The sequence below is a fragment of the Streptomyces sp. NPDC024698 genome (assembly GCF_055559015.1).
Window position 1 is genome coordinate 184915 of the sequence record NZ_JBVHLK010000014.1, and the last position, 12212, is coordinate 197126.

Consider the following 12212-nt stretch of genomic DNA (forward strand, 5'->3'; position numbering starts at 1 on the left):
GGCAGCGCCCGCGCCGGTACCGCCGCCGGTTCCTCGCACCCGGCGGCCAAGCCCGACAGTCTGTCGCGTAATGCCCCCGACCGCAGACAGGACGCCGATATCGCACCCGGTCCGTGGACATTTACGCTTCGCCGCATGACCCCTCAGCCCAACCCCCAGACCGGCGCCGCCGTGAAGGCCGCGGACCGCGCGCACGTGTTCCACTCCTGGTCCGCGCAGGAGCTCATCGACCCGCTCGCCGTCGCCGGTGCGGAGGGGTCCTACTTCTGGGACTACGAAGGCAAGCGGTATCTGGACTTCACCAGCGGGCTCGTCTTCACCAACATCGGCTACCAGCACCCGAAGGTCGTCGCCGCGATCCAGGAGCAGGCCGCCACCCTGTCCACCTTCGCGCCCGCCTTCGCCGTCGAGGCGCGCTCCGAGGCGGCCCGGCTGATCGCCGAGCGGACCCCCGGCGACCTGGACAAGATCTTCTTCACCAACGGGGGCGCGGAGGCCGTCGAGAACGCCACGCGGATGGCCCGGCTGCACACCGGCCGCCCGAAGGTGCTCTCCGCCTACCGCTCGTACCACGGGGCCACCTCCACGGCGATCAACCTCACCGGTGACCCGCGGCGCTGGCCGAACGACCTCGGCGCGGCCGGTGTCGTCCACTTCTGGGCGCCGTTCCTGTACCGCAGCCCCTTCCACTCCGACAGCGAGCGGCAGGAGTGCGAGCGCGCGCTCCAGCACCTGGAGGACACGATCGCCTTCGAGGGGCCCGGGACCATAGCGGCCCTGATCCTGGAGACGATCCCGGGCACCGCGGGCATCATGACGCCGCCGCCCGGCTACCTCACCGGCGTGCGGGAGATCTGCGACCGGTACGGGATCGTCTTCATCCTGGACGAGGTCATGGCCGGGTTCGGCCGCACCGGCGAGTGGTTCGCCGCGGACCACTACGAGGTGACGCCGGACCTGATGACCTTCGCCAAGGGCGTGAACTCCGGCTATGTGCCGCTGGGCGGTGTGGCGATCTCCTCCGCCATCGCCGAGACCTTCGCCCGGCGGCCCTACCCGGGCGGACTCACCTATTCCGGGCACCCGCTGGCCTGCGCCGCCGCCGTCGCGACGATCAACGTCATGGAGGAGGAGGGGATCGTCGGCCAGGCTGCCACGATCGGCGAGACCGTCCTCGGACCGGGGCTGCGCGCGCTGGCCGAGCGGCACCCCAGTGTCGGCGAGGTGCGCGGCACGGGCGTCTTCTGGGCGCTTGAGCTGGTGAAGAACCGGGAGACCCGCGAGCCGCTGGTCCCGTACAACGCCTCGGGCGAGGCGAACGCGCCGATGGCCGCGTTCGGCGCCGCCGCCAAGGCCCGCGGTCTGTGGCCCTTCATCAACATGAACCGCACCCACGTCGTCCCGCCGTGCAACATCACCGAGGCCGAGGCCAAGGAGGGCCTGGCGGCCCTGGACGCGGCCCTGTCGGTGGCGGACGAGCACACGGTGTGAGGCCGTAGGTCGTGTCCGCGAGCCCGTGGGCCGGCGGCCGGGTTCCCCCTGCCCCTTCGGGGGTGCCGGGGCATCGGGTCGCCGGCCCCCACGGCGTATGGTGGCCTGCTCGACGAGATGCGCGAGCTGATGCGCGCACCCAGGAACGCGACGGGGAGTGAGACCACCACCATGGCCGGGACCGGCGGCAGCGGCGCCGTAACACGCAGCACCCTGCGGCAGCAGATCGCGGACGCGCTCCGTGACGAGGTGCTCGGGGGCCGTCTCCGGCCCGGCCAGGAGTTCACGGTGAAGGAGATCGCCGAGCAGTACGGCGTCTCCGCCACCCCGGTCCGCGAGGCCCTGGTCGACCTGTCGGCCCAGGGACTCCTGGACGCGGACCAGCACCGCGGCTTCCGGGTCCACGAGTACTCGGGCGCCGACTACCGCGGCATGATCGAGGCCCGCAGCCTGATCACGGACGGCATGTTCCAGCACCTCGTGGCCAGCGGGATGCCGCAGGCCGACGACCCCGGCGCCCTCGCCGCCCTCGCGGCCGTCCGGCGCCGCGGCGAGGAGGCCCAGCGCGCGGCCACCGCCGGCGATCTGAACATCCTCATCGGCTACGACCTCCGTTACTGGCGCGAACTGAGCAACCTCTTCGGCAACACCTACCTCGCCGACTTCCTGCACCGGATGCGGGTCCAGTCCTGGGTCTGCACGGTCCAGCACCTGCGCCATGTCTCGGACCTCAAGGGCCACCTGTGGTCCGGTCACACCCAGTTGGTGGACGCCCTCGCGCACCGCGACGCCGACGGGGCACGGGCGATCGTGACGGCGTACAACGAGCACGCTCTCACCCTCATCGAGCGCCTCGACGCCCCCTGAACCGGGGTCCGGGGCGGGACAGCGGCGGTCCCGCGTTTGAGGACCCCCTCTCCGGGCGATCGAGGGGAGGGGGGCGTGGCCCCGGGGACGGACAACCCCGGCCCCCGGGGAACGTACTTGCGTACCGGCCTCTTCACAGGACCGCCATGCGCACTACGCTGCCCTGACCACCCTGCACCCCAAGGAGCAAGAGGAGCCGTCTGTTGGCCTGTGACCTGTGGTTGGTCCCGCTCGTCGACGTGCTGTGCCACACCCCCGACAACCCCTTCGCCGAGGAACTGGCGCTCTACGACAAGGTGCTCGCCGAGTCCGGGCTCCCACCGGTGCCGGTGTACGCGTACATGCCGGGCCTGTCGGGTGACGTGGCCCCGGTCGCCGGCTTCGACTACGAGGCGCTGCACTTCCTGCGCCGCGCGTACCTCCTCCAGATGTGCGGGCTCGCGGTGGCGCCGGTCGACGAACTCGGTGGCGACTACGAGCAGTTGCTGGAGATGTTCGAGTCGAACGCCCAGCAGTCCCATCTGGTCTGGCACTACGACCACGCGGGCGCCTACGTCCCGGTGGAGTTCCCCCACCCGCTGGCCAACGACGAACTCCTCGCGGGCGGCGGACCGTTGGGCTCCTCGCAGGTTCTCCTGCGCGAACTCGAGTTCGTGGCGCCCTCGATCGGCATCGACCCGGCCAATCCCCCGGCGCCTCCGCAGCCGCCGAGCGCCCCGACGGAGCTGGAGGAGCCCGCGGCTCCGGCCCCCTACGACTCCAGCCCCTTCGCCCGCGAGCGCCATGTGTGGCTCGGCCTGCACGCGGCGGCGACCCGGAGCCTCGCCCAGGGCTCCATGATCGTCTTCAGCTGATCCGCGCCCACTCCCGGTGCGGGGCCAGGACACGGTCCGCGCGGCCCCGCACCGAGCCGGACGGAACGCGTCCGGTGGGCCGTCAGCCCAGCTGGGACAGGCCCTTGTGGAGGTCCTCCGCGTTCATGACGGGGGCGAGCTCGATCTTGGCGCCGAGTTCCATGAAGAACGGCTCGGCGATCACCGGGATCTGGCTGGTGTCCTCCAGGTCGAAGACCATGTAGCAGGCGCGGCTGCCTTCGTGGGTGGTGAAGTAGGACGCCTCGGGTTTGATCCGCTCCATCGTCCGCTGCATCAGTTGCGGAAGCTTTCCGCTCCGGATGAGCTCGTTGGCCTTCTCCGTGTCCATCGTCGCCCTGAGCATCACGCGCATCGCAGTCTCCTTGTCCTTCGGCCGACGCACGCAGAAGCACCCGAACGTGCGCTTTCAGGCTATTCCCCCCGCCCGCGGCGCGCTCACGGCGGCGGCCCGGACGTCACTCTCTCCAGTGAGGCCCGGGCCGTGCCGGTCATGGGTGGTGCGTCGAGCGGGCGGCTCAGAAGACGGGCGTGCCGTTCTGGGTCAGCTTCCAGTTGACGGCGGCGAAGTCGGCCGGGTTCAGGGCTCCCTTGGCGATGACGTAGGCGATCATCAGGTCGCGGATCTGGTCCGGGGCGCTGAAGGCGGTCTCCGCGGCCGCGATGTGCGGGTAGCCCGAACCGCCGTTGGCGCGGTAGTTGTTGACCGCGACGACGAAGACCTGGTCGTCGGCGACGGCCGCGCCGCCGTAGGTGAGGTTCTTGATCCGCGAGCCCTCGGCCGCGGCGATGTCGATCTCGTAGTCGACGCCCGCGGCGGTGTCGTACATGTAGTCCCAGAAGCTGTTGGCGTTGGTGAGGGTGGCGGTGTCCACCGCCGTGCCGGCCGGGACCTGGTGATAGTACTTCGCCGCGTACTCCAGGTAGTCCTTGAGCTGGGCGCCCGTCAGCTTCTTGCCGTAGAGCGTGTTGTCGTAGATGTACAGCCCGGCGATGTCCTTGATGGTGACGTTGCCCGCCGGAATGTCCGCGGTGCGGCTGAAGGGCGCGGCGACCGAGATCAGCGGCAGCGCCGCGTCCGCGGTGGACAGGCCCGCCTTCACGGCCTCCGTCTGGACCTGGTGGATGAAGTCCATGACCGGGACGTCCTTCCAGCAGGACTCCGCGGCCGAGAGGTCCTCGGTACAGGTGCCGACCGCCGTGTTGACGTACTTCACGACGAGTTCGTGGTCGGCTTCCAGGTGCTTCTTGATCTGCGGGTCCTCGTCCACGGCCGCGGGGTTGAGGGTCTGCGCGGTCTTGCCGACGACCTTCCAGCGGCCGTGCTCCAGCTCCATCTCGAAGTCGAAGACGCTCAGCCGGTAGCCCCAGCAGTAGGGCTCGGACAGCAGGACGTCCTCGCCGGTCTCCGCGTTCTTCACCGTGTAGGAGGGGACCTCGACATGGGTGTGGCCGACCAGGATCGCGTCGATGCCGGGCACCTGCTCGGCGACCAGGTTCGAGGCGTTCTCCACGTACGGCAGCGCGTCGCCCCACGACGAGGAGCCGTCGAGGCCGGAGTGGTCGGTCAGGAAGACGACGTCGCAGCCGAGCGCGCGCAGCCGGGGCACGTACTTCTTCGCCTGCTCGACGAGGCCGGGGAAGACCATCCTGCCGTTGACGTTGTCCTTGTCCCACAGCGCGATGCCGGGGTTGGTCAGGCCCATGATGCCGACCTTGATGTCGGGGGCCCCGGGCACGCGGATGTGCTTCACGGTGTACGGCTGGAACGCGGGCCGCAGCGTCTTCGCGTCCAGCGCGTTCGCGGCGAGCAGCGGGAAGTCGCACTGGCTCTCGAACTTGCGCAGTGTCTCGATGCCGTAGTTGAACTCGTGGTTGCCGAGCGCGGCGGCGTCGTAGCGCATGAGGTTCATCGCCACGGCCATCGGGTGCTTGGGGCCCTTCTTGCCCTTCGTCCCGGTGATCGGGTCGACCCGCGCGAAGTAGTAGCCGAGCGAGGTGCCCTGGATGATGTCGCCGGCGTCGACGAGGAGCACGCGGTCCTCGCCCTTGGCGGCGCGCTGCTGCTTGATGAGCGTGGCGACCTTGGCGACGCCGACGGAGTTGCCCTTGGCGTCGGAGTAGGCGGCGTCCTTGTAGTAGTCCCAGTCGAAGACGTGGCTGTGCAGGTCGGTGGTGCCCAGGATCGAGAACGACCAGGTACGCGGGGGCTTCGGCCGGCTGTGGTCCGCCGCCTGCGCGGGGGCCGCGGCGGCCACGCCACCGGCGGCCACGGCCGCACCGGTGACGGCCGACTTCTTCACGAACTCCCGGCGGTTCAGGGGATTGACGGGCATACGGACTCCTGGGACTGGGGTGGCGGGGCAGGGGGACGTGCCATGCGAACCGTGCGGAACTACACGCGTAGAGCGTGGTCGCCGCCCCTCCCCTCCGGAACCAGGAAAAACCCATGTCCCGGTCAAGTAACGGTCAGTTCGAGGTCCCCACGCGTCAACCGGCCCGGGTTTCGGGCGGTGTTCACCCGGTCTTCACACCGGCCTCACACGGTCGTCCGCGCCACCGGGCACACCGCGGCCCGCGCCACCGAACACACCCGCCGGACACAGGACTCCCCGCCTCCCACAACTGCCGCACAACTGCCGCGCAGGGAGGGCGGGAAGGACGATCCGTGAGCCCCGGTCGGCTCCACTCGCGCACCACCGGCCGGCACGGTCCCGCTCGTCCCCGGCCCCGGACACGGGTACGCCCCCGGCTGTCGGCCGGGGGCGTACCCGTGGATCCCACTGCTCCGGACCTGGTCCGGACACCGCTCCGCGCTAGATGAACGAGTTGATCTCGATCGTCTCGGTGCGGCCCGGTCCGACGCCGATCGCGGAGATCGGGGCGCCCGACATCTCCTCCAGCGCCTTCACGTAGGCCTGCGCGTTCTTCGGGAGATCCGCGAAGGTCTTCGCCTTGGTGATGTCCTCCGACCAGCCGGGGAGGGTCTCGTAGATCGGCTTCGCGTGGTGGAAGTCGGTCTGGGAGTACGGGAGTTCCTCGACGCGCTTGCCGTCGATCTCGTACGCCACGCAGACCGGGATCTCCTCCCAGCCGGTCAGGACGTCCAGCTTGGTGAGGAAGAAGTCGGTCAGCCCGTTCACGCGGGTCGCGTAGCGGGCGATGACCGCGTCGAACCAGCCGCAGCGCCGGTCACGGCCGGTCGTCACACCGCGCTCGTGGCCGATGCGCCGCAGCGCCTCGCCGTCCGCGTCGAACAGCTCGGTCGGGAACGGACCCGAACCCACCCGGGTCGTGTACGCCTTGAGGATGCCGATGACCCGGCTGATCTTCGTCGGGCCGACACCGGCACCCGTGCAGGCGCCGCCCGCGGTCGGGTTCGACGACGTCACGAACGGATACGTGCCGTGGTCGATGTCCAGCAGTGTGCCCTGGCCGCCCTCGAAGAGCACGACCTTGTCCTGCTCCAGCGCCTGGTTGAGGATCAGCACGGTGTCGGCGACGTACGGCTTGAGCCGGTCCGCGTAGCCCAGCAGCTCCTCGACGACCTGGCCCGCCTCGATGGCGCGGCGGTTGTAGAGCTTGGTGAGCAGCTGGTTCTTGACCTCCAGCGCCGCCTCGACCTTCTGGACGAGGATCGACTCGTCGTAGAGGTCCTGGATGCGGATGCCCACACGGTTGATCTTGTCCGCGTAGGTCGGACCGATCCCGCGCCCGGTGGTGCCGATCTTCCGCTTTCCGAGGAAGCGTTCCGTCACCTTGTCGACAGTGACGTTGTAAGGCGTGATGATATGAGCGTTTCCGCTGATCAGCAGCTTGGAGGTGTCGACACCGCGCTCGTTGAGCCCGTTCAGCTCGGAGAACAGGACGGACGGGTCGACGACGACTCCGTTTCCGATCACCGGAGTGCACTCCGGCGTGAGGATTCCGGAAGGGAGGAGGTGGAGGGCGTATTTCTGGTCGCCCACGACTACCGTGTGGCCGGCGTTGTTGCCGCCCTGGTAGCGCACCACATAGTCCACGGATCCACCGAGCAGGTCGGTGGCCTTTCCCTTGCCCTCGTCACCCCACTGAGCACCGAGCAGCACAAGTGCGGGCACAGGCGTACACCCCTTCCGGGCGGGGCATGTCCAAGGTCGGGGGCGTACGCGGCCGTTTGTGGCTCTGGCTGCGTGCACCGGCGACCACCATTGGCCGCGACCGTCGGACCGGATGCCCCGGAATAGACGAAGCCCCTGGCGCAAAGGCGCAAGGGGCTCTTGCAGAAAGATGTTACCCGAGGAAGCGAGGCAGGACCGAGGTGGCGGCTTCCGACCAGCTCCTTGTGGTCATCGACCCGGTCGCCCGACGGACGGACGGCGAGTCCGTCCGGATCGCGAAAGACGTGCTCAGCGCGGGTGCGGCGACGAAAGTGTGCCTCCCGGAGGGGCCCGAGGAATTCGCTCGGGCACTGATCCGACGGGGCGCGCGGCGCCCCGTCGTCATCGGCGACGACGGCGCCCTGCTGCGGGCGGTGTCCCTGCTGCACCGGCGGCGCGAACTCGCCGCCTGCGCGCTGTCCTTCGTCCCCGTCGGGGGCGCGCTGTCGCTGTCCCGGTCGCTCGGGGTGCCGATGGGAGCCGTCGCGGCGGCCCGGGCGGTCCTCGACGGGGCCGAACGGCGGCTCGACCTGCTCGTGGACGACAGTGACGGCGTGGTGCTCGGCGCGCTGCGCATCCCCTCGCTGCCCTCCCGGCCGGCCGCCGCCGCGTTCGCGGACATGCCAGGGGAGGAGGCCGGCGGACATCCGTGGCTGCGCACCTGCCAGTCGCTCGTACGGACCCTCGCCTCCCGGCCGTCCCGGCCCGCCGCGCCCCCGACAGGGCCCTCCCGGCTGCGGATCGAGGTCGACGGGGTGTGCGTCGTGGACCTGGACCAGCCCGTGGAAGCCGTGTCCGTGACACCTGGGGGCTCGGGAACCGGCGCCGAGATCGAGGTCCGCGCGGTGTCCTTCGGGGCCGCGCCCTCGTCCCTGCGGCTGCTGGGCCACAAGGTCACCGTCTCCGGCGCGGACTTCCGCTACGGCGCGGACTCCGTGGTGAGCGGCCCGGTGAGGACCCGGACCTGGACGGTACGGGAATCGGCCTGGGGCCTGACCCTGCCGGCCACGACGTGACAGCACCCCCGCCCTGCCCCCTGACGCCCCCCTGAAGGACCGAGCGACGCCGATCCGGGGCCGGGGGGCCGGGGCCGGCCAAGACGGGTCCAGCGCCCGACTGAGCCCCACCGGGGGCGGGGGCGGAGGCGACGGCACCGCACGAAGTCGTACGCCGACCGGGGCGCCGGGGCCGGTCCACCCGGGGTGTCAGGCCGGCTGGGGACGCCTGCACGAGCACGTCCACAGATGGGACGCCGGGGGCCGGTTCACCCGGGGCCCGGGGCGACCGGGGGCCCGGGGGGCCCGGGGCGGTCAAGGCCGGGCCGGAGCTCGGCTGAGTCCCACCGGAGGCGGGGGCACCGGCACCGCACGATGACATGAGCCGACCGGGGCGCCGGGGCGGGTTCCCCCGGGGTGCGGGGTGCCCGGGTGGGCGAGGCGACCGGGCTCCGGGATGCCCGAGCTGCCGGAGGTGCGCTGTCGGGGTTCCTGGTCAGGCGCCGTCGCCGAACAACTGCTCGCGGTGGGCGCGCCAGCGTTCCATCATCGCGGCGACCTCGCCGTCGACGAACTCGAAGAACGCGAGGGTCTCGGAGAGCCGCCGGCCCGCGGGGGTCGTGGAACCCAGGGAGTCGACACCGGCGCGCAGGGCGAGTTCCCAGCGCTTGAGCACCGCGTCACGGTTGGTCAGGGCCTCGTACCACTGGTTACTGTGCACGCGGTACCGCTCTCGCCGCGAGCCGGGTTCACGTTCGCGCCCGACCATGTGCTGCTGCGCGAGGTAGCGCACCGCGCCGGACACGGCGGCGGGGCTGACCTGGAGCTGCTCGCCGAGTTCGGCGGAGGTCATGGCACCGGAGTCGGAGGCCAGCAGCGCGGCGAAGACCCGCGCGGGCATCCGCTGCATCCCCGCCTCCACGAGCTGGGCCGCGAATCCCTCGACGAACTGCGAGACCGCCTCCGGATCCCTCGCCGCACTCGGTTCCGCCATCTGTCGATCATCTCCCCTGCTCACGCTTCGCGGTCGAGTGTATCCAGAGTTTATATGTTTCCTTAACTTCACAAACTTCTGAACGAAGCGTACGTTCGGGCCATGACGAAGGCAATCAGCGTCGCCGGACTGCACAAGTCGTTCGGCAGGACGCACGCACTCGACGGGCTGGACCTGGAGGTCGAGGCCGGCGAGGTGCACGGCTTCCTCGGCCCCAACGGCTCCGGGAAATCCACCACCATCCGGGTCCTGCTGGGCCTGCTGCGCGCCGACTCGGGCACGGCCCGCATGCTGGACATGGACCCCTGGGCGGACGCGGTCGAACTGCACCGCCGGGTCGCCTACGTCCCCGGCGACGTCACGCTGTGGCGCAACCTCTCCGGCGGCGAGGTCATCGACCTCTACGGCCGGCTGCACGGCGGTGGCCGCGCCCGGCGCGGCGGACGGACCGGCGGCCTCGACCCGGCGCGGCGCGCCGAACTGATCGAGCGCTTCGAACTGGACCCCACCAAGAAGGGGCGCACCTACTCGAAGGGCAACCGCCAGAAGGTCGCCCTCGTCGCCGCCTTCGCCTCGGACGTCGACGTACTCATCCTGGACGAGCCGACCTCGGGCCTGGACCCGCTGATGGAAGAGGTCTTCCAGAAGTGCGTCCGCGAGGAACGCGACCGGGGCCGCACGATCCTGCTGTCCTCGCACATCCTGAGCGAGGTCGAGGAACTCTGCGACCGTGTCAGCATCATCCGCACGGGCCGGACCGTCGAGAGCGGCACCCTCGCGGACCTGCGCCACCTCACCCGTACCAGCGTCACCGCCGAGCTCACCGGGCCGCCGAAAGGACTGGCGTCCCTGCCCGGAGTCCACGAACTCGACGTCCAGGACGCCGGAGCACGGACCGACGGTGTCAGCTGCCGGGTCCGGTTCCACGTCGACGGCGACCGGCTGAACGCCGCCCTGAGGACGCTGACCGACTCCGGCGTACGGTCCCTGACCTCGACCCCGCCGACCCTGGAGGAGTTGTTCCTGCGGCACTACCAGGAGGACGACGGCCGGGCGGACCAGCAGCCGGGCGCGGTCCACGCGGGCGACGAACAGGCGGACGGCTCCGCGGAGACGGTGACCCGATGACCGCCACGACCGGCCCGGCCGCCGGCCCCTTCACCGCCCGCTCCGGCGGCTCCCGCCCCCTGGCCGGCACCGGAACCCTGCTGCGCTTCGCACTGCGCCGCGACCGCGTGACGACGCCACTGTGGATCGGCGTGACCGCCCTCATGGTGCTCTCCCTGCCGGCCTCGCTGAAGAGCGTCTACGGCACCCCGGCCGAACGCGCCTCCCTGGCCCGGCAGATGCTCGCCAACAACTCCCTGCGCGCCACCTACGGACCGGTGTTCGGCGACTCGCTCGGAGGACTTACCGCCTGGCGCATCGGTGGATACGCGGGGGCCCTCGCCGCGATCATGAGCCTGATCATCGTCGTACGGCACACCCGCGACGAGGAGGAGAGCGGCCGTCAGGAACTCGTCTCCGCCGCGATGGTCGGGCGGCGGGCCCCGCTGACCGCCGCCCTGCTCGCCGCACTCGTCGCCGATTCCGTACTCGCCCTTCTCGTCACGGGCGGCCTCTCCGGACAGGGTGCTTCCGGGGCCCTGGCGCTGGGGCTCGCGATCGGCGGAACGGGGATGGTCTTCGCGACCATGGCCGCGATCGTCGCCCAGCTGACGGAGAGCGCGCGGCTCGCCAAGGGCCTGACGGGCGGTCTGATCGGCGCCGCCTTCGTCCTCAGGGCGGCGGGCGACTCCGCGACCGACGACGGCTCGTCGGTGCTGACCTGGATCTCGCCGGTGGGCTGGCTGGAGAACGTCCGCGCCTTCGCGGACGAACGCTGGTGGGTCCTGGCGCTGTTCGTCGCGGCCGTCGGCGCACAGGGTGCCGTCGCCTACGTACTGGCCGGGCGGCGCGATGTCGGCATGAGCTTCCTGCCCACCCGGCCGGGACCCGCCACCGGCCGACTCGGCTCGGCCGGTGCGCTGGCCTGGCGCCTCCAGCGTGGTGCGGTGCTCGGCTGGAGCCTCGGCTTTCTCGCGGCGGGCGCGGCCTTCGGCGGCATCACGAAGGGGGCCGCGGACCTGGTCGGCGGCAACGCCAAGACCCGCGAGATCATCGAGCGGATGGGCGGGCAGGCCGGGATCACCGACGCGTTCCTGGCCGCCATGGTCGGCATGCTGGGCATGGTCGCCGCCCTGTACATCGTCTCCTCCGTACTGCGACTGCACGGCGAGGAGACCTCGCAGCGCGCCGAACCCCTGCTCGCGACCGCCGTCGGCCGGCTGCGCTGGGCCGGCGGGCATCTCGTCCTCGCGTTCGGCGGCACGGTCCTGATCATGCTGCTCGGCGGACTCGGCCTCGCGCTCGGCTACGGCTCCGCGTTCGGTGCCGTCCTCGGCGCCAGTCTGGTCCAGGTCCCGGCGGTCTGGACGCTGGGCGGTTTCACGGTCCTGCTCCACGGTCTCTCGCCCCGGGTCGCCAGGGGCGCCTGGGCCGCGGCCGGCCTCGTCCTTCTCCTCGGCTGGATCGGACCCGCCCTGAAGATCCCCCAGGTTGTGATGGACCTCTCCCCCTTCGGCCATCTCCCGAAGCTGCCGGGCGGCACCATGACCTGGACACCGGTCCTGGTCCTCACCGCGATCGCGGCGGGACTGACGGCGGCGGGACTGGTCTGCCTGCGCCGGCGTGACATGGCTGCATAGGAATTGGTCCTGAAACGCAGAAAACCCCCGTACCGGTATCCCCGGCACAGGGGTTTTCTCAAAAATTGTTCGGCGGCGTCCTACTCTCCCACAGGGTCCCCCCTGCA

The 12212-nt window shown here is 70.9% G+C and carries 10 protein-coding genes; 6 read left to right on the forward strand and 4 right to left on the reverse strand.

Features of this window, described 5'->3' with window-relative positions; genetic code table 11:
• Positions 1-135: 135 nt before the first annotated feature.
• The 3 genes from ACZ4AA_RS27145 to ACZ4AA_RS27155 all read left to right on the forward strand — a co-directional run bounded on the left by ACZ4AA_RS27145 (position 136) and on the right by ACZ4AA_RS27155 (position 3212).
• On the forward strand, positions 136-1491 hold the full coding sequence (locus ACZ4AA_RS27145) for an aminotransferase class III-fold pyridoxal phosphate-dependent enzyme (RefSeq protein WP_467608261.1): 1356 nt from the start codon (positions 136-138) through the stop codon (positions 1489-1491).
• Between the two features lie 171 nt (positions 1492-1662).
• Complete coding sequence (locus ACZ4AA_RS27150) at positions 1663-2358, forward strand: GntR family transcriptional regulator (protein WP_467608336.1); 696 nt, start codon at positions 1663-1665, stop codon at positions 2356-2358.
• A 203-nt stretch (positions 2359-2561) separates the two neighbouring features.
• Positions 2562-3212 carry a hypothetical protein gene (locus tag ACZ4AA_RS27155; protein WP_467608264.1) on the forward strand — a complete coding sequence of 217 codons (651 nt, stop codon included), beginning with the start codon at positions 2562-2564 and terminating at the stop codon, positions 3210-3212.
• A gap of 82 nt (positions 3213-3294) precedes the next feature.
• Here the strand turns inward: ACZ4AA_RS27155 and ACZ4AA_RS27160 are convergent, their stop codons facing one another.
• The 3 genes from ACZ4AA_RS27160 to ACZ4AA_RS27170 all read right to left on the reverse strand — a co-directional run bounded on the left by ACZ4AA_RS27160 (position 3295) and on the right by ACZ4AA_RS27170 (position 7330).
• Positions 3295-3585 (reverse strand): DUF3303 family protein, encoded by a 291-nt coding sequence (locus ACZ4AA_RS27160; protein ID WP_467608268.1) that lies wholly within the window; start codon positions 3583-3585, stop codon positions 3295-3297.
• 163 nt (positions 3586-3748) lie between these two features.
• Entirely contained in the window at positions 3749-5566 is a 1818-nt protein-coding gene (locus ACZ4AA_RS27165) for a bifunctional metallophosphatase/5'-nucleotidase (RefSeq protein WP_467608273.1), read from the reverse strand.
• A 480-nt stretch (positions 5567-6046) separates the two neighbouring features.
• Entirely contained in the window at positions 6047-7330 is a 1284-nt protein-coding gene (locus tag ACZ4AA_RS27170; RefSeq protein WP_467608278.1) for an adenylosuccinate synthase, read from the reverse strand.
• 200 nt (positions 7331-7530) lie between these two features.
• Between ACZ4AA_RS27170 and ACZ4AA_RS27175 the strand changes: the two genes are divergently transcribed.
• On the forward strand, positions 7531-8385 hold the full coding sequence (locus ACZ4AA_RS27175) for a diacylglycerol kinase family protein (RefSeq protein WP_467608285.1): 855 nt from the start codon (positions 7531-7533) through the stop codon (positions 8383-8385).
• Between the two features lie 475 nt (positions 8386-8860).
• On the opposite strand, the gene ACZ4AA_RS27180 is transcribed toward ACZ4AA_RS27175, so the two are convergent.
• Entirely contained in the window at positions 8861-9358 is a 498-nt protein-coding gene (locus ACZ4AA_RS27180; protein ID WP_467608288.1) for a GbsR/MarR family transcriptional regulator, read from the reverse strand.
• A 102-nt stretch (positions 9359-9460) separates the two neighbouring features.
• On the opposite strand from ACZ4AA_RS27180, the gene ACZ4AA_RS27185 reads away from it, so the two are divergent.
• Both ACZ4AA_RS27185 and ACZ4AA_RS27190 read left to right on the forward strand, forming a co-directional pair.
• Complete coding sequence (locus ACZ4AA_RS27185) at positions 9461-10486, forward strand: ABC transporter ATP-binding protein (protein WP_467608292.1); 1026 nt, start codon at positions 9461-9463, stop codon at positions 10484-10486.
• A complete protein-coding gene (locus tag ACZ4AA_RS27190) occupies positions 10483-12105 on the forward strand; it encodes an ABC transporter permease (RefSeq protein ID WP_467608295.1) in 1623 nt (540 codons plus the stop codon). The genes ACZ4AA_RS27185 and ACZ4AA_RS27190 overlap by 4 nt, the downstream gene beginning before the upstream one ends.
• Positions 12106-12212 lie beyond the last annotated feature (107 nt).

Coding starts and splice junctions, on each gene's coding strand:
- ACZ4AA_RS27150 (WP_467608336.1), top strand. CDS start 1,663: ATGGCCGGGACCGGCGGCAGCGGCGCCGTAACACGCAGCACCCTGCGG.
- ACZ4AA_RS27185 (WP_467608292.1), top strand. CDS start 9,461: ATGACGAAGGCAATCAGCGTCGCCGGACTGCACAAGTCGTTCGGCAGG.
- ACZ4AA_RS27165 (WP_467608273.1), bottom strand. CDS start 5,566: ATGCCCGTCAATCCCCTGAACCGCCGGGAGTTCGTGAAGAAGTCGGCC.
- ACZ4AA_RS27180 (WP_467608288.1), bottom strand. CDS start 9,358: ATGGCGGAACCGAGTGCGGCGAGGGATCCGGAGGCGGTCTCGCAGTTC.
- ACZ4AA_RS27160 (WP_467608268.1), bottom strand. CDS start 3,585: ATGCGCGTGATGCTCAGGGCGACGATGGACACGGAGAAGGCCAACGAG.
- ACZ4AA_RS27145 (WP_467608261.1), top strand. CDS start 136: ATGACCCCTCAGCCCAACCCCCAGACCGGCGCCGCCGTGAAGGCCGCG.
- ACZ4AA_RS27190 (WP_467608295.1), top strand. CDS start 10,483: ATGACCGCCACGACCGGCCCGGCCGCCGGCCCCTTCACCGCCCGCTCC.